Source organism: Paenacidovorax caeni (assembly GCF_001298675.1).
Classification (GTDB): Bacteria; Pseudomonadota; Gammaproteobacteria; order Burkholderiales; family Burkholderiaceae_C; genus Paenacidovorax; species Paenacidovorax caeni.
The window spans coordinates 1-17,301 of sequence record NZ_CYIG01000034.1 but is presented as its reverse complement, the minus strand read 5'-3'; the positions used below and the strand labels follow the sequence as shown (position 1 = coordinate 17,301).

Annotated in this window: 12 protein-coding genes and 1 tRNA gene; 6 read left to right on the top strand and 7 right to left on the bottom strand. The window is 61.2% G+C overall.

Annotated elements, in window-relative coordinates:
- Nucleotides 1–47 precede the first annotated feature (47 nt).
- From BN2503_RS13880 to BN2503_RS13870, 4 genes are all read right to left on the bottom strand, one after another.
- On the bottom strand, nt 48–4,241 hold the full coding sequence (locus tag BN2503_RS13880; protein ID WP_139235334.1) for a type ISP restriction/modification enzyme: 4,194 nt from the start codon (nt 4,239–4,241) through the stop codon (nt 48–50).
- A 61-nt stretch (nt 4,242–4,302) separates the two neighbouring features.
- Entirely contained in the window at nt 4,303–7,407 is a 3,105-nt protein-coding gene (locus BN2503_RS13875) for a helicase-related protein (RefSeq protein ID WP_054257253.1), read from the bottom strand.
- Between the two features lie 228 nt (nt 7,408–7,635).
- On the bottom strand, nt 7,636–7,851 hold the full coding sequence (locus BN2503_RS20545; protein WP_139235335.1) for a hypothetical protein: 216 nt from the start codon (nt 7,849–7,851) through the stop codon (nt 7,636–7,638).
- 336 nt (nt 7,852–8,187) lie between these two features.
- Nucleotides 8,188–8,263, bottom strand: a tRNA-Thr gene (locus BN2503_RS13870).
- 354 nt (nt 8,264–8,617) lie between these two features.
- Here BN2503_RS13870 and fabI point away from each other — a divergent pair.
- Nucleotides 8,618–9,418 (top strand): enoyl-ACP reductase FabI, encoded by an 801-nt coding sequence (gene fabI, locus BN2503_RS13865; RefSeq protein WP_054257252.1) that lies wholly within the window; start codon nt 8,618–8,620, stop codon nt 9,416–9,418.
- Nucleotides 9,419–9,520: 102 nt separating this feature from the next.
- Here fabI and BN2503_RS13860 read toward each other — a convergent pair whose 3' ends face one another.
- On the bottom strand, nt 9,521–9,745 hold the full coding sequence (locus tag BN2503_RS13860) for an HP1242/YdcH family protein (protein ID WP_054257251.1): 225 nt from the start codon (nt 9,743–9,745) through the stop codon (nt 9,521–9,523).
- Between the two features lie 133 nt (nt 9,746–9,878).
- Here BN2503_RS13860 and BN2503_RS13855 point away from each other — a divergent pair, with 133 nt between their 5' ends.
- Nucleotides 9,879–10,769 (top strand): DNA ligase, encoded by an 891-nt coding sequence (locus tag BN2503_RS13855; protein WP_233495083.1) that lies wholly within the window; start codon nt 9,879–9,881, stop codon nt 10,767–10,769.
- A gap of 139 nt (nt 10,770–10,908) precedes the next feature.
- Here BN2503_RS13855 and BN2503_RS13850 read toward each other — a convergent pair whose 3' ends face one another.
- The gene (locus BN2503_RS13850; RefSeq protein WP_054257249.1) at nt 10,909–13,281 is read right to left on the bottom strand and encodes an arginine/lysine/ornithine decarboxylase; all 2,373 of its coding nucleotides are present in this window, start codon (nt 13,279–13,281) and stop codon (nt 10,909–10,911) included.
- A 138-nt stretch (nt 13,282–13,419) separates the two neighbouring features.
- Here BN2503_RS13850 and BN2503_RS13845 point away from each other — a divergent pair, with 138 nt between their 5' ends.
- Together BN2503_RS13845 and BN2503_RS13840 are read left to right on the top strand one after the other, a co-directional pair.
- The gene (locus BN2503_RS13845) at nt 13,420–13,845 is read left to right on the top strand and encodes an NfeD family protein (protein ID WP_054257248.1); all 426 of its coding nucleotides are present in this window, start codon (nt 13,420–13,422) and stop codon (nt 13,843–13,845) included.
- Nucleotides 13,846–13,866: 21 nt separating this feature from the next.
- Nucleotides 13,867–14,781, top strand: a complete 915-nt coding sequence (locus tag BN2503_RS13840) for an SPFH domain-containing protein (protein WP_054257247.1) — start codon at nt 13,867–13,869, stop codon at nt 14,779–14,781.
- A 117-nt stretch (nt 14,782–14,898) separates the two neighbouring features.
- Here BN2503_RS13840 and BN2503_RS13835 read toward each other — a convergent pair whose 3' ends face one another.
- Complete coding sequence (locus tag BN2503_RS13835; RefSeq protein ID WP_054257273.1) at nt 14,899–15,729, bottom strand: type IV pili methyl-accepting chemotaxis transducer N-terminal domain-containing protein; 831 nt, start codon at nt 15,727–15,729, stop codon at nt 14,899–14,901.
- A 132-nt stretch (nt 15,730–15,861) separates the two neighbouring features.
- Here BN2503_RS13835 and moaA point away from each other — a divergent pair, with 132 nt between their 5' ends.
- Nucleotides 15,862–17,001, top strand: a complete 1,140-nt coding sequence (gene moaA, locus BN2503_RS13830; RefSeq protein WP_054257246.1) for a GTP 3',8-cyclase MoaA — start codon at nt 15,862–15,864, stop codon at nt 16,999–17,001.
- A 7-nt stretch (nt 17,002–17,008) separates the two neighbouring features.
- Nucleotides 17,009–17,301, top strand: a 293-nt coding sequence (locus tag BN2503_RS13825) for an NTP transferase domain-containing protein (protein ID WP_148639756.1), incomplete at its 3' end; no start/stop codon positions are given.

Here is a 17,301-nt window from a genome sequence, read left to right as displayed (position 1 = left end):
CTGGGATGTTGTGGCAGGGCGTCGTCTCTGGGTGTTCAGGCCAACGGTCAAGCCCGTCGATACCGGGCTGCGTTGCCGCGCCCCTCTAGCTGCACCCGGCCCGCGCGTTGCAGGCTGCGCACAAGGCTCCAAACCGTGCTCTCGATGACGGGGCCCACCCGTGCAAAACCGAGGTGTCGTGCAAATTGAACGGGTAGCTGGGCCTTGTCCACGCCCGACGCCGGTATGACCTTCAGCAGCTGTTGCTTGAGAAACTCGCGGTCATAGTCTTCCACCTTGCTGACCAACAGGCTCAGATGCCCGCCGTGGTTTTGTGCAATGCCCCGGCCCACTGCGCGACGGATGGCGTTGTCAAGCACTCCAGCCACCGCCTTGGTGGTGCGGACACAACCCAGCTTGCGGGCGGTATCGCGGATCAACTCGGCTCGGGCCAGGGGGCCCGATTGCGCCAGCACCGCGCGCAGGGCGCACATGGCCTGTGCATCGGTGATGTCGTCGGCCTTGTTTGAGGTGGCTGCCGCTTGGCCACCCGCTGCCTTGGCAGGGGTGGCCTCAGCTTTTGGGCGCGGGGGTGCTCCTGATGCTTCGGCCAAAGCGTCCAAGTCGTCATCAAAGTCAAAAAGGCTGTTGGCGCCCGTAGGGCTTGCGTAAGCAGCTTTCTTTTTTGAAGCGGCTGCGGCCTTTTTGTGTGCCTTGGCTTGCTCTTTTTGCGCCATCTGCTCGGCCGCCAGCGTGGCGGCGTCGGGTGGCGGGTGGTTTTGGCTGAACGCTGAACCTGACGAGGCACCTGCGGTGCCGGGCCAGCCGCCGTGGGCGTCAATGGCGGTATCGACCTGCTGCATCAGCGTTTGCGTGGCTTCGAGCGCGGCATACACGCGCAGCCAGTGGGTGATGTCGTCCGGGCTCAGGCTGCGGCCTGCTTTGCGCCGGTCGTCCAGCCATTTGTGCAGCACCTGGTAGCCGCCAATGGTGTGCTGCCACACGCCTTGGCGCACGTTGGCAAAGCCGCTGCTGGCGTTGATGAACACCTTCCCCACATCGCCCGACAGATCGGCGATGGCTTTGCCCTTCTCTGCCACCTTCTGCAAACTGAAATCAGTGCCAAAAAAGGCTGTAGCGCTTACTGGTCTTGCGCTGGTAGCTATTATTTTCGAAGCATCCGGGTGCTCCAGCAAATGCCATTGCACCAGTTGGCTGCCCAGTCGCGCCAGCGCATCGAACACGGCGCGCGAGCCGGGGATGGGGATGCGCGGAAAATCGGTGCGCAAAAAGGCGGCGTAACGCTGGCGGTAGGCCGGGCTGTGCAGCACGGCGTAGATGTAATGGAAGATTTTCTCGGCGTGCAGCGGGGCGGCGGTGTCTTCGGGCCGGTAGTCGGCGAGGGTTAGCTTGAGGGCGGAATGAAAAGCTGCGACAAACGAATTCGACAAATTCGTGGTTTTTGCGGACGCATGGGCGCCGTCTGTGCCAGGAGTTCCAATCTTCCAAAGTGGAAATATCAGTGCAACTCCCCGGCTGCTAAACATTGCCCGGTTGTCGACTGGATAGATCGCCACCGTCGTGTGCGAATAGCCCTCACGTTCAGCGACTTGCTTTACCGTCGTCAACGACAAGTTGCGTTCAATTCCGACAACATGCCGCATTGTTGGCCAAGATCTTCCCCAAACCAAGCTGCTGTCGTAGAAAGTCCATCGTTCGTCAAAGGGGCGATAAACAGTGGGAATAATCGCACGAGAGATATTAACAGCCTTTAGTGCGGATCTGGCTGCACTTACGTCCCACCCTTTTTTCCCGGATATTTTAAATTTTTCCAATAGTGACTGATTATCTCCTTGGAAATCCTGCACTTCACTGATTCGTTTAGTTAACCGTGCTCGATCAAAGTCGATTACCAAACTATCTCTCGCTGTGATATAACCCGCACCAGATAAGAGCAACACAGAATCAATGGGATGGAAAGCTTCATACTCATTAAACTGCGAATTTGTGGGTAGGAAAGCAAATTTTGGAGCAATCGGGCGGATTGCTGCCCAAGTAGTCTTGCTTATCGACGCGGTCAATAGCCATTCAAGCTTTGTTGCTTGAGTCCCCCTCATTTCAGTCCTATAAACGCTATCGCGCTTCTGCAAATTTCCTTTCGCAGCAATAGTAATTGAAACGCCTTGCTTTATTTCGAACACGTTTTCGTCGGTGCTACCATCAGCTAACCGCTCTTGTTTGTTGGCATTGCCATTCAAATCACAAAGCCAAATTGTGTTGAAGGAATCCAGCAGGCTGGCCCTAAGGCCACGCAAAGTGCCATTTTCCAGAAATGTGTGGTTGGTAATAATTCCCAGGGCACCAATGCCGGGTGCTTCTAACCTCAGCTCCGCAAAACGTATGAACTTCACGTAGTCATCGTTAAGGTTTTTCTCAAACTGTAGTGCACCCTTTTCTACAATTTTTACGCCGTTTACATACTTGTATGCATCAATAAGCGCTCTATGAGCCGGCTCCATATTTGCTGATTGAAGTGAATATGGCGGATTCCCCACCACTACCGTCGCTGCCAGTTGCTCCTTCACCCGGTTCGCCGCAGCTGCCTCGTGCGCCAGCATCGGCGCCATGGTTTCCAGTTGTGCCTGAACTGGGTGCGCAGGCTCCAGCGCATTGGTCAAAAACACATTCACACGCGGCCCGCCGTCGGGAAAGGTGTAGCCGGTCTCGGCCAGTTTCAGGCCAATCTTCATGTGGGCAATGGCGTAGGGCGCCATCATCAACTCGAAGGCATACAGGCGCGGCAGCAGGTGCTGCTGCACGTAATCCACCCACAGCGGCTGCCATTGCGCTTTGGTTACCTTGCCTTGCTGCGCCCACTTGGCGCGCATGTGGATGTGGACCTGGGTGATAACTTCAACGAGAAAGGTGCCAGTGCCGGTAGCGGGGTCGAGCACTTGCACAAAGGGCGTGGCCGGGGTGCAGAACTTGGGCAGCTTCAGCTCTGGCTTGCGGGCCATCATCTCGCCCCAGGTGATGGTGCTGGCCAGGCCGTCTTCAATGCCGAACTCGGTTCTTAAAATCTCATCGACGCTGCGCACGATGAACTGCACCACGGGGCTGGGGGTGTAGAAGACGCCGCGCTTGGCGCGCATGGCCCTGTCGTAGGCCTTCAGAAAGTCTTCGTAAAAGTGGATCACCGGGTCGTCGCCCGGCTTACTGGCGTTGAAGCTGCGCAGAACGGCGTCCATGGGCACATCGCGCAGGGTGGTGACCACTTCGTTGATGCCCAGTTCATCAAAGTCCACGCGCTTGGCCTTGTGGCGGGCGCGGCCGCCCGCGCTCAAAAAATCGCCCAGCAACTCTTTCAGAAACGGGTTGGTGCTGGGCACCATGTCCGAGAGGTTGTCAGCCACCAGTGCACCGCTGTCGCGGCTGGCGCGCGCGGTAAACAAGCCGTAGGTGATGGTTTGCGCGAACATGTCGGCAAAGCCATCGGAGGACAGGTCGGCAATCAGGTTTTCTTTGAAGGCCTTGTGTAGCTGGCGCAGGTGGCCGGTGTCGCTCTCCAGCGCCAACACGGCATTGGCGCGGCTGCGGATGCGTTTGGCCAGGTCGGCCAGTGCCAGCGCCAGCGATTTGCTGTCGTTGATGACCTGGCGGTATTTCAGGCTGAAAGCGCCGGCCCACTGGGCGCGCCAGGCGTCCTGGTCGGCCTTGCTGGCGGTTTGTGCGGGCCAGCGCAGCTTTTCTTTCAGCGTTCTGGCCACGTAGCTGAGTTCAAGGGCAGTGTCGGCTTCGTCCCAGCCCAGCACGCGCAGGGTGGGCAGGTCGCCCAACTCGGACTCGTCGGTGAAGTGCGCCAGCGTGATCTCGCGCGATTGGGCCTCTCCGTAACTGGAGACAAACAAGAGGTCGCGCGCCAGCCAGGTCTGGTGGCCGCCGCCCTGGGCACGGCTCTTGATGGCCAGGCCGTTGAGCATGCGGCGCAGTACCACAATGGGGAGCTTGCCCTTGTCGAAGTCCACAAAAAAGATGCCCCAGGGCTGGCCGGTGACCAGCGGGCGCAGCTGTTTGATGGATTTGATGGCCACTGCATGCTCGGGCTTGAGGTTGAGCTCCTGCGGTTGCCAGTCGTAGATGGCGTCTTCCCAGTCGTCTACGTCCACGGGCCAGCCCAGTTCGTCGTGCAGGTAGGTCACCAGGGCCGGGATGGTGTGGATGCGCCGCAATTTTTCGGCTTGCGGGTCTAGTGAAGTCGCCATGCAGTGGTGCCTCTCGTTTTCTGGTTGTTGTCCGTTGCGGTTGCGCTGGTGCGGCGCCTGCTCAGTTCAATTCCATCCACGCAATAAGTTGCGGGCCGACGCCTACAGGGGCTTGAACCTGGCGCAGGTGGCCGTTTTTCAAGTGCTTTTCGACCTTGGCGCGTGCTTCGGCCAGCGTTGATGGGGCGATGCGGCACTGGCGCGGCGTTTCGGGCTCGCAGTGAATCACGGCGTCAATGGCAGCGGCGTCTTCCAGCACTTTGCCGGTTTGCAGGTCGAGCAGCAGCCATTCGGTGCGGCCCGCAGCCAGCGTCCACGCCTCGGCGTCCAGAGCCGCGTCGGTGATGGTGTTGTCTTTGCCGGGAATGCCAAAGCAAAAGAACACGGCTTGTGTGCCGGGCTGGATGTGGGCCTTGCCGCTGAATACGCGCCCCGGCAATGCCTCCAGGCGGGCGGGCAGGTCGGGGTGGGCGGCCAGCAGGCGCTGGTACTCAATGTGCATGGTTTCGAGCACGGAAGGCTCGCCTTCGTAGGCCTGGTCGAAGTTCCTGAGGGCTTCGAATTCATCGTCAGGCCGTAGCAACTTGCCGGTTTCAATGCCCAGCGTTTTGGAGATCAGCAAGGTTTTGTTGGAAACTTTTTTGTAGAGGCTCAAAAGCTCATCCAGCTCGCCCGGGGGCAGAAAATTCCAGTACTCGACGGTGCCGCGAATGGCTTTGACATCGGGGTGGTCTTTGACCAATTTCTTTTCGATTTCGGGGTTCATGCGCCGGTCCACCCGACCAATGCGCTGCATCAGTCGCACGGGGTTCCAGTGCAGGTCGTAGTTGATGAGGCGCGTGGCGTCTTGCAGGTTCAGGCCTTCACTGAGCACATCAGTGGCAATCAGCACACGCGTTTCCGGCTCCCCCTTGCCTTGCAGGTCGCTGCTGGTCATGCCGTTGTAGTAGGGAGCAAACTGGCGAATCACGTCGCTGCGGCTGCGCTTGGTGCCTGAGTCGATCTGGTCAATGCCTTTGATACCGGCTTTTTCCAGCTCCGTGGCCAGGTAGCGGGCAGTGGCCATGAACTCGCTGAAGATCATGACCTTGTGTTTTTTCAGGACAGGGTCGGTTTTGAGCAGGTGAATCAGGGCGCGGAGTTTGTCGTCATGGCTGGGCTTGAACTGGCGCAACTCGTTCAGGAATTCTGCAATCTGGTTCAGGTCTTGCAGCGACTCGGAAAGTATTTGCGGAACGTCGAACTCGTCCCGCTCAAGCCGGTCTGCGGCTTCGAGCATTTCTTCGGGGATGACATCCTCGTCTTGCTCGTTATCGGGAATGTCGTCAAACAGCTCGCTCTGGCGCTTTTGCACGTCGCCCAGCAATTCGCTGTGGTGGATCTTCCAGCGCTCAAAGGCCGCCACCTCGTGCTTGGTGGTGCTGTTGACCTGCACAAACGCCATGACTTTGTAGAGCAGTTGCCAGCATGACGATTCAAACGCGCGGGCTGAGCTTTCAAAGCGCTTCAAAAACAGGATGCGGATCAACCCCACCACCTGCTTCTGGCGGTTTTCAGCAAACCCATCGGCTACCGGTACCTTGCTGTAGGCCAATGGGTAGTACATGGGCAGGGTGAACAGCGGCTGCTTTTTGTTGAAAGCCTTTTCCAGTAGGCCAAGCAATTTGCCGTAGGTCTTCTTGACCGAGTATTCGGCGAGCTTGGGGGCTTCGCGCTTGGGGAACATGGCCTCTTTGGCGCCGGCCGTGATCTGGCTTTGCTTGACGTAGGCGCGGCTGCGTTGCACGACCAGCGAACGGAACAGACTGTCTTGGGATAGCAGGTCGCTCGCTTCGATGCCGGGGAGTTCGCTCTCTATCAACTCGCCGCCCATGCGTTTGGCCAGGTCTTTTTCAAGCTTGCGGAAATAGCCAGACAGCGAGTGGATGCCCAGCGTCTCTTTGAAGTGGCCTGCATCGCGCTGGGTGAAGTGCTCGATCAAATGTTGCAGGTCGATCAACCTGTTATTGATGGGCGTGGCGGTGAGCATGAACACCTGCTTGCCCTTGGCCAGGTCCTGCATCTGCCAGTAGCGGGATGTGTCCTTTTTTGTGCTGGGGTTGCGAAAGTGGTGCGCCTCATCCATCACAACCACGTCGGCCTGGTCTTTGATGCGCTGAAGGCGTTCGATCCATTCACCGCCACGCTGCAGATCGGTGTGATTGATGACCACCAGGTTGGAAAAGACGCCAAACAGCTCGGGCAGGTAGGTGCGCAGCGCCGATTCCCAAACAGGCTCGCGCCCCGATTTTGGAACGATGAGCAGCACTTTTTTACGCTCAAACTTCACCAGGCGTTCAATCAGCATCAGTCCTACGAAGGTCTTGCCAAGGCCCACGCCATCGCACAGAAAGGCGCCACCAAACTTTCCACCAATTTTGAGCAATGCGCCGTAGCCATCGCGCTGGTACTGGTCGAGGATGGGGTACATCCGCGAGTGGTGGCGCTCCCAATCACCGGCTGTTTGTTCGTAGTTGCGGAAATATTCCTGCAACGACTTGGCATACACCTCAAATGGCAAGTATTCGCGTGTGTGCCGTTCGATGACCTTGAGCACATCGGCAGATACGTCTTCGGCTTCATCCCAATGCGCCTCGTACCACTGCTGCAGTTCTTCGACCTCTCGGCGCAACTGGACGTTGAGTTCAACGTTGCCGGTCAACCCAGGAAACGTGAAATTGCTGGAGCCAACCAGCGCAGACGAGCCCACCACCGCCAACTTGGAGTGGGTGATGTATGCCTTGGCGTGGAATTTCTTTTTTGTGTAAACCCGGCACTTGATTTTTCCGCTGGCGATGGCTTGCACGATGGCCGGAACACCTGAAAGGAAATCGTTCTTGGCTTTCTCGCGCTCAATGCTGTCGTCGAGCTGGCCGGTGATACGGGCAATGCCCTCTGCAAACGCGCGGTGGGTTCGTTTGGTGACTTCGTCGCCCATAAGGATGCGAATCTGGTCGAGCTTTTGCCACTTCCCATCCAGCGCCAGCAAGGCTCCTATCTCGAAGTAGCCCGTGGCAATGTCGAACCGAGAGGAAATTTCAGACCATTCTGAGAGGTAGCTCAGCACCTTCCATTCGTCATCGCTGTTATCAACGATAAAAAGATCATTGCCCGTTTTATTGCTCATTCAGTTACATCTCCCTTGCCGCATCCTACCAACGAAGCCACTTCAGGACGTTGAAGCAACTGCACAGTCGGGCGAGGGGTAACGGCAATGCTGGAAACATTCCCGCCGCAACTGCTGATTACGAAGGCTGTTCTGGCGCAGTCTTGAGCCATTGATCGGGTGTGGCAACCCCATAAAGCGGAAGAGCGCGGATGGGCGGCATGCCCTTGATTCAAAGCACCGGCACTGTCACTTGGGCCGGATCGCTGCGACCACTTTGTCCAGGAAGCTCTTTGGGGTGTCCGGGATGCGCCACCAGTCGAGATCAGTGTTCGCCCCTTCAACATTGACTTGACGGTTGCGGCCGGTAGCGTGTGGTACGGGGTCACCCTCTGCAGTAGTGATATCTACATGCTCCAGTCTGCTATGGCGTCGGGGCTGAATGTTTTCCGAATCTACTTTCATGGCTGCTCAACCAGGGTGTCGGTTAGTTTGGGGGGCCAAGTGTCAATACGTGCAGGCCAGCTTGAAGGGCCCAGATACGATGACAGGATACAGCGGTGCCGTCCTTTCATGAAAGGATGGCGTGTTGGCCAGAAGCGGGAAGGCAACCGGCCCCGGCAAGACTTCACCGATTCCGAACTGACGACTTGGGATGGGGTTGCTGGCAGATGATTGGTGCCGCGACTCGTATCGGTGTCCTGGGACCCGTCGCAGAAATCGTCTTACATCCGCCCTTACATCGGACGGAAAAAGAAAAACCCCGCTACCTTTTCGATAGCGGGGTTTTCTTTACTGACTTGGTGCCGGAGAGATGAATCGAACACCCGACCTTCTCATTACGAATGAGCTGCTCTACCGACTGAGCTACACCGGCACTACCCACAAAACCTTGCTTTGCAGAGCTACGCATTGTAATACAAATTTGGATCCTCACAGCCATTCCGAAAAATGGCGCATGCATGCCCCCTGAGCAAGGCAAGAATGCGTTTGCCATCTCGGCGGCCATGTACTCTCAACCTTGGCCCGCCTGTGCCAACCTTCATCGGGCTCAGCGCAGTGCAGTGCTTCATCGAAACGTACGGCATGCAGCTGGCCGCAGCCCTGCCTGCTTCGACTATCATCGGGCACCTTTTTCCACCGCCCCGCGCGGGCTCCGAAGCCAGCTGGCGGGGCATTGCGCGGGCGCGTGTCACTCAGTCACCAGCGCATAGCGTTCAGGAGAAAAACAATGGGTTTCCTCACCGGCAAGAAGCTGCTCATTACGGGCGTGCTGTCCAACCGTTCCATCGCTTACGGCATCGCCAGGGCCTGCCATCAACAAGGCGCCGAACTGGCTTTCAGTTACGTAGGCGAGCGCTTCAAGGACCGCATCACCGAATTCGCCGCTGAATTCAACTCCACGCTAGTTTTCGACTGCGATGTAGCCGATGACGCGCAGATTGAGGCGATGTTCAAAGGCATTGGCGAAGCCTGGGGCACCTTCGACGGGTTCGTACACAGCATCGGATTCGCGCCGCGCGAGGCCATTGCCGGCAACTTCCTCGACGGCCTGTCGCGCGAATCCTTCAAGATCGCGCACGACATCAGCGCCTACAGTTTCCCAGCAATGGCCAAAGCGGCCCTGCCGTACCTGAACGATAAGTCGTCGCTGCTGACGCTGAGCTACCTGGGCGCGCTGCGTTCCATCCCCAACTACAACACCATGGGCCTGGCCAAGGCCAGCCTGGAGGCCAGCGTACGCTACCTGGCCGAGGCGGTGGGCCGCACTGCAGATGGCCGCGCCATCCGCGCCAACGGCATCAGCGCAGGCCCGATCAAAACGCTGGCAGCCAGTGGCATCAAGGACTTCGGCAAGCTGCTCGGCCGCGTGGCCGATGCTGCGCCACTGCGCCGCAACGTGACCATCGAGGATGTAGGCAACGTCGCGGCCTTCCTGCTGTCGGACTTGGCAAGCGGCGTGACGGCAGAGATCACCTACGTCGATGGTGGCTTCAGCCAGACCGCCGGCCTGAGCGCTGACCAGGTATAAAACCGCGTCTCTCACAACCAAAAGCCCCGTGCGCCAGGCCTGGCGCACGGGGCTTTTGGCATTCAGGGAGCGTAAAAAAACCGGGAAGACCCGGTTTGCGGCTCAGACCTGCTCAGCTTCTACGCGACGCAGATGGGCGTAGATTTGGTCCTTGAGCTGGAGCTTTTCTTTTTTCAGGGTCTCGATCTCAACGGCCGTGGCCTGCACAAGGCGGGACTCCATGTTTTTGATCTGCTGGTCCATTTCATTGTGCTTGTCGAACAAGCGCGTGAAATGGGCGTCGTTGCCCTTGAGCTTGGTGATCAGGTCGCGGTATTCGGGAAACATCGGTTCTCCTTGAGGTAGGGGTTGTGTCACGCTATTTTACGAATCCGCATGATCCCTACTGCTTTGCTCAGCACAAGAAATGACATAGGTCATGCACCACATCCGTGCAGTCCCAGGAGGCCCTATGCCATCCATGCGTTTTTTTCACCTCAAAACCTTGCCAGGCATGCGCTGGACGCTATGGTTTTTGATGGCATGCTGGTGCGCTGGTGTCTATGCCGCCACGCCCACGCCGGGCCCCACGCTGGCGCAGGCCTACCGTCCCGGGATCGACGTGACCGCCTACTGGGTCAGCGAAAAGTACGATGGCGTGCGCGCCCTCTGGACGGGCCAGGAACTGCTCTCGCGTCAGGGTCTGCCGATTCGCGCGCCGGCGTGGTTTACCGCAGGCTGGCCCAACGTACCCCTGGACGGTGAACTCTGGGCTGGGCGCGGACAGTTCGAGCAAGTCCAGGCCACCGTGGCCCAAGGCCTGCCGCAAGATGCGCCGTGGCGCGCACTGCGCTACATGGTGTTCGATCTGCCCGGGCAGCCAGGCGGCTTCGGAGAACGCCTGCCGCACCTGCGGCAAACCGTCGCCGCGCTGAACCTGCCCTGGGTACAGGCCGTGCCGCAGTGGCGCGTGGCCAGCCACAGTGCGCTCATGCAGCAGCTGCGCACGCACGAGAAGGCCGGCGCCGAGGGGCTGATGCTGCGCCGGGACGACGCCCCCTACCGGGGCGGGCGCAGCGACGATCTGCTCAAGCTCAAGTCCTTTGAAGATGCGGAAGCACTGGTGATTGGCCATCTCCCAGGCCGGGGCAAGTATGCAGGCCAAACGGGTGCCCTGCTGGTGGAAACACCCGGCGGCCAGCGCTTTCGCTTGGGCAGCGGCCTACCCGATGCGCTGCGGCGCAGTCCGCCGCCCATCGGCAGCGTGGTGACCTACCGCCACAACGGAACCCATGCCAGCGGCCTGCCGCGCTTCGCGCGCTTTTGGCGCGTGCGGGCCGACCAGCCGCCGCCACAGGCGGCCACACACTGAAACGGCGCGAGGCATCTGAAATATGCATCAAAATTGCCCCCAACCCTTACCAGACAAGCGCTAACAGCTACTACTTAAATAGCAAAAGCCGCAGAGGGTTACCCACCTGCGGCTTTTTCCGGCCCGGTGCCTCAGCGCGTCAGATCGTCCGGCCAAATGGCCCGTCGTCACCCACCTGGACCAACCGGCCCTTGGCCACCTTGTTGACCCTGGTGGCCTTGGCGGGGCCGCCTGGTTCGGCCACGCAGTCGGCGTAGTAGCGCACGTTGCCCTCGTCGTCTTCGATCTCCACCAGGCCGTGGATATCGGTCTCGAAGCCCGGGCACAGTTTGGCGAACTCGCGCGCGAACTTCAGGTAGTCCACGATTTTCTTGTTGAACACCTCGCCAGGAATCAGCAGCGGAATGCCCGGCGGGTACGGGGTGATCAGGCTGGTGGTAATGCGGCCTTCCAGCGCGTCGATCTCCACGCGCTCGGTCTTGCGCTGGGCGATGTGGGCATAGGCATCGCTGGGCTTCATCGCGGGCGTCAGGTCCGAGAGGTACATCTCGGTCGTCAGGCGTGCGATGTCGTACTTCGCATAGAGCTTGTGCACGTGCTGGCACAGGTCGCGCAGGCCCATGCGCTCGTAGCGCTTGTGCTGCTGGCAGAACTCGGGAAGGATGCGCCACATCGGCTGGTTCTTCTCGTAGTCGTCCTTGAACTGCTGCAGTGCCGCCAGCAGCGTGTTCCAGCGGCCCTTGGTGATGCCGATGGTGAACATGATGAAGAAGCTGTACAGGCCGGTCTTCTCCACCACCACGCCATGCTCGGCCAGGTATTTGGTGACGATGCTGGCGGGAATGCCGGACTGGTCGAACTTGCCGTCCAGGTTCAGGCCGGGCGTGACGATGGTGGACTTGATCGGGTCCAGCATGTTGAAGCCGTCGGCCAAATCGCCAAAGCCATGCCACTTGGCCGCGCCGTTTTTCTTCTTCCCCTTGTTGCGGAAGATCCAGCTCTCGGCCGTCCCCAGGCCCTCATCGACCAGCTCTTCCGGACCCCAGACCTTGAACCACCAGTCGTCTTTGCCAAACTCCTCGGCCACCTGGCGCATGGCGCGGCGGAAGTCCAGCGCCTCGACGATGCTTTCTTCCACCAGCGCCGTGCCACCGGGCGGCTCCATCATCGCGGCAGCCACGTCGCAGCTGGCGATGATGCTGTACTGCGGGCTGGTCGAGGTGTGCATCAGGTACGCCTCGTTGAACAGGTGGCGATCCAGCTTCTCGCTTTGCGAATCCTGCACCAGCACATGGCTGGCCTGGCTGATGCCGGCCAGCAGCTTGTGGATGGACTGCGTGGAATAGACCACCGAGTGCTGCGGACGTGCCCGCTTCTTGCCCATGGCGTGGTAGCTGCCATAGAACGGGTGGAAGGCCGCATGCGGCAACCAGGCCTCATCAAAGTGCAGGTTGTCCACGTAGCCGTCGAGCATGCCCTTGATGGTCTCGGTGTTGTAGAGCACGCCGTCATACGTGCTCTGCGTGAGCGTGAGCACGCGCGGCTTGACCTTCTCCGCATCCACGCCCTTGAGCAAAGGGTTGGCGCGAATCTTGGCCTGGATGGTGGTGGGCTCGAACTCGCTTTGCGGAATCGGACCGATGATGCCGAAGTGGTTGCGCGTGGGCTTGAGGAACACCGGCACCGCCCCCGTCATGATGATGGAGTGCAGGATGGACTTGTGGCAGTTGCGGTCCACCACCACCACGTCGCCCGGCGCCACAGTGTGGTGCCAGACGATCTTGTTCGACGTACTGGTGCCGTTGGTGACGAAGAAGCAGTGGTCGGCATTGAAGATGCGCGCGGCGTTGCGTTCGCTCTCGCCAATGGCGCCGTTGTGGTCGAGCAGCTGGCCCAGCTCCTCCACGGCGTTGCACACGTCGGCGCGCAACATGTTTTCGCCATAGAACTGGTGGTACATCTGGCCCACCGGGCTCTTCAAAAAGGCCACGCCGCCAGAGTGGCCGGGGCAGTGCCAGGAGTACGAGCCATCCTCGGCGTAGTCGAGCAGCGCCTTGAAGAACGGTGGCTGCACGCTCTCCAGGTAGCTCTTGGCCTCGCGGATGATGTGCTTGGCCACGAACTCCGGCGTATCCTCGAACATGTGAATGAAGCCGTGCAGCTCGCGCAGGATGTCGTTGGGCAGGTGGCGCGCGGTCTTGGTCTCGCCGTAGATGTAAATCGGCACATCAGCGTTCTTGCGCCGTACCTCGCCGATGAAGCTGCGCAGGCTGTGGATGATCGGATCCTGCCCCGCGCCCAGCGTAAATTCCTCATCGTCAATCGACAAAATAAAGGCACTGGCACGGCTTTGCTGCTGCGCAAACTGGCTCAGGTCGCCGTAACTGGTCACGCCCAGTACCTCGAAGCCCTCGGCCTCGATAGCTTGCGCCAGGGCGCGAATACCCAGCCCCGAGGTATTTTCGGAACGGTAGTCCTCGTCGATGATGACGATCGGAAAACGGAACTTCATGCGCGGCCTCCTAGGCTCAACGGGCTCAAAAACGAAATAGGCGCGAAGTGTAAGGAATAAGCGTGACTTGCCTGGGATACGCTGCATTTTTCACCCAGAATGTGGTGCACTACAGACAAACCCTAAGGAGGCATACCCATGGAAGACTCCACCCTCTGGTGGCTGGCTGCGGGTGCGGCAGTGATTGTGGAGCTGCTCACAGGCACTTTCTATCTGCTGATGCTGACCCTTGGCCTGGCCGCTGGCGCACTGGCGGCGCATGCGGGCCTGGGCCTGCCGGCTCAGCTGCTGGTAGGCGCGGCCGTGGGTGCCAGCACCATCACCGCGGCCTACCTGTACCGGCGCAGCCGCCCGGGGGACCCACCCGCGCGCGCCGACCGCAGCGTGAACCTGGATGTGGGCGAAACCGTCCACATCGAAGCCTGGCAGTCCGACGGCACGGCCAGCGTGAAGTACCGTGGCGCACAGTGGACTGCCATCCACCGCCCTGGCGCAACGCCCGTGCCGGGCGCGCACCGCGTGGCCGAACTGGTGGGCAACCGCCTGCTCGTCGATCGCATCTAACCTCCTCCCAGAAAGGACACCATGGAAATCGCCATCGTTATCGCCGTTGCCGTCGTCATCGCTTTCGTGCGCTCGGTGCAGATCGTGCCGCAGCAGCACGCCTGGGTGCTGGAGCGCCTGGGCAAGTACGCGGGCACGCTCGCGCCGGGGCTGCGCTTCATCATTCCCTTCATTGATCGCGTGGCCTACCGGCACAGCCTGAAGGAAATCCCGCTCGACGTGCCCAGCCAGGTCTGTATCACCAAAGACAACACCCAGCTGCAAGTGGACGGCATTCTGTACTTCCAGGTAACCGACCCCATGCGCGCCAGCTACGGTTCGAGCAACTATGTCATGGCGATCACGCAGCTTGCCCAAACCTCGCTGCGCAGCGTGATCGGCCGGCTGGAGCTGGACAAAACCTTTGAAGAACGCGACATGATCAACGCCCAGGTCGTGGCCGCGATCGACGAAGCCGCGCTCAACTGGGGCGTGAAGGTGCTGCGCTATGAGATCAAGGACCTGACGCCGCCGGCCGAAATCCTGCGCTCCATGCAGGCGCAAATCACCGCCGAACGCGAGAAGCGCGCGCTGATCGCCGCATCCGAAGGCCGCCGCCAGGAGCAGATCAACATCGCCACCGGCGAGCGCGAGGCCTTCATCGCACGCTCCGAGGGCGAAAAGCAGGCGGTCATCAACAAGGCTCTGGGCGAGGCGGAATCGATCAAGGCCGTGGCCGAGGCCACGGCCCAGGCCATTGAGCGCGTGGCCCATGCCATACGCCAACCCGGCGGCGAGCAGGCCGTGCAGCTCAAGGTGGCGGAAAAAGCCGTAGAGGCCTACGGCAAGGTGGCCTCGGACGCCACCACCACGCTCATCGTGCCCAGCAACATGACCGAGGTGTCGGCGCTCATCGGCTCGGCCATGAAGATGGTGAAGATGGGCACAACCCCCTGAGCCGCTGCGCGGCTTCCCCCTTCTCTCTACGCGCTGCGCGCTACGGGAAGGGGGACGACGCCAGCGCGGCGGGGCGGCCCTTGCGCGGCGTCCGCTGGCCTGGACCGCGCCAGTTTCTCAGCCCAGCACGTCCTTGAGGGCCACCTCGTACAGGTCGGTGAGCCGGTTCATGACCTCGAGCAGGCGCTCGCTGGTTGTGGCCACGGCCTCCAGGCCGCGCTTGTCGGTCTGGCGCTGCACTGCCGCATCAAAGAACACCCATTGCCCCTGCGCCAAATCCAGCTGGGTACGGATGGCAGGCGTGGAGATCGGCGCCTTGCCCAGTTCGTCGAGCGCCCGCTTGAACTCCTGCGCATCCGCGCCCAGCAGGTCGCGCGCGGCCTTGCTGTCCAGGCCGGGAGCCTGCAGGTTGTAGTTCTTGGCCATGCGCTGCGTCAGCATGCGCTGGCGCCCCGCCAGGTTCACCAGCTTGGCCGTCCCGCCCTGGGCCAGCTTTTCCAGCGCCAGCGTGGCGGCGTTGGCGGCATCCATCATGCGGTCGGACTGAACCGCCACCTGCACCACCAACTCCTTGGTGGGAGCCTGAGCCGTCAGCGCCTCAAGCCGTCCGGACTGGGTGCGCACCTCGGCCAACAACTTGGCCACATCGGCTGGCCACTCATGCTGGTCCAACTCGTCAAAGCCCGAATGCACCAGCTGGCGCGCGGTGGTCAACACCTCGCGCGCACGATCCGGCAGCACCCCCAGGAACAACTGCGCGTAGGCCTTGGCCATGCGCTGCGACAGCGCCCGGAAACGCGCTGTACGGTTGATGGCCGTAGACAGCGCCAGGCGCGCCTGCGCCGACAAGGGCAAGGCGGCCATCAACGCCACACCCGCTACCGTGCGCAGCGCCTGCCGGCGGCTCGCCGCCCGGTTAGACGTGAATGTGAAATGTATTTTTTGCATGCAGGGCATTCTGAAAGTGCCCCAGCGCGCGGGCACTGACGATGGTCAAGAACCACGCAAGCACCCGGCGAAGCCGTGGCAATCCCCCTGAGGCCAATATCCCTACACGAACCATGCGGCACAATTTCCGCCATGGCTGAACGTGTCATCCCCATCGTGGACCAGCGCACCCCGGCGCTCGCGCCCATCGTGCCCCTGGGTCTGCTGCCGCCCTCTGGTCACCTCATCGACAGCCTGGCCCGCCCCCTGCGCGATCTGCGCATCAGCGTCACGGATCGTTGCAACTTCCGCTGCGGCTACTGCATGCCCAAAGAGGTGTTCGACAAGCACCACCGCTACCTGCCGCACAGCGACCTGCTGCGCTTCGAGGAGATCACGCGCCTGTCGACCCTGTTTCTGCAGCACGGCGTGCGCAAGATTCGCCTCACCGGCGGCGAGCCGCTACTGCGCAAGGGGCTGGAGAACCTGGTTGAACAGCTGGCCGGGCTGCGCACCCTGGAAGGCCGCACCCCTGACCTGACGCTCACCACCAACGGCTCCCTGCTCGCACGCAAGGCGCGCACGCTCAAGGCGGCAGGCCTGCAGCGCGTGACCATCAGCCTCGACAGCCTGAACGACGCCGTATTCCGGCGCATGAACGACGTGGACTTTCCTGTGGCCGACGTGCTGGCGGGCATCGACGCTGCGCAGGCCGTGGGGTTTTCCCGCATCAAGGTCAACATGGTGGTCAAGCGCGGCACCAACGACCATGAGATTGCGACCATGGCGCGCCATTTCCGAGGCAGCGGTGTCACGCTGCGCTTCATCGAATACATGGACGTGGGCGCCACCAACGGCTGGCGCATGGACGAAGTCGTGCCCTCGGCCGAAGTTATCGCGCGCCTGCAGCAAGAGCTACCGCTGGTGCAGTTGCCCGCGGAGTCGCCCGGCGAAACCGCGCAGCGCTGGGGCTGGGCCGATGCCCTGGGGCGCCACGACCCGGCGTTGGGCGAAGTCGGCGTCATCAGCAGCGTCACCCAGGCGTTCTGCGGCGACTGCAACCGCGCACGCCTGTCGATGGAAGGCCGGCTGTACCTGTGCCTTTTCGCCAGCCAAGGCTGGGACCTGCGCCGCCTGCTGCGTGATGGCAGCAGCGACGCGCAGATCGCCGCCGCCATCGCCGGCATCTGGCAGGCACGCGGCGACCGCTATTCCGAACTGCGCGCCAGCCTGCCGCCCGAAACGGGCGGCAACCCGCGCCGCCGCATCGAGATGAGCTACATCGGGGGCTAGCCAATCCATGCCCGACCCCATCGCCCTTGCCGATATCACCGGCCTGGTTCTCGCCGGGGGCCAGGGCAGCCGCATGGGCGGCGTGGACAAGGGCCTGCAGCCCTTTCGTGGGCAGCCGCTGGCGCTGCACGCGCTGCAACGACTGGCGCCGCAGGTCGGCGCGCTGCTGCTCAGCGCCAACCGCTCCCGCGACGCCTACGAGGCGCTGGCCGCTCCCTTCCACGCCCCGGTGTTGGCCGATGGGCTGGCAGGCTACGCCGGGCCGCTGGCCGGCTTCCTGGCCGGGCTGGCGCACTGCGC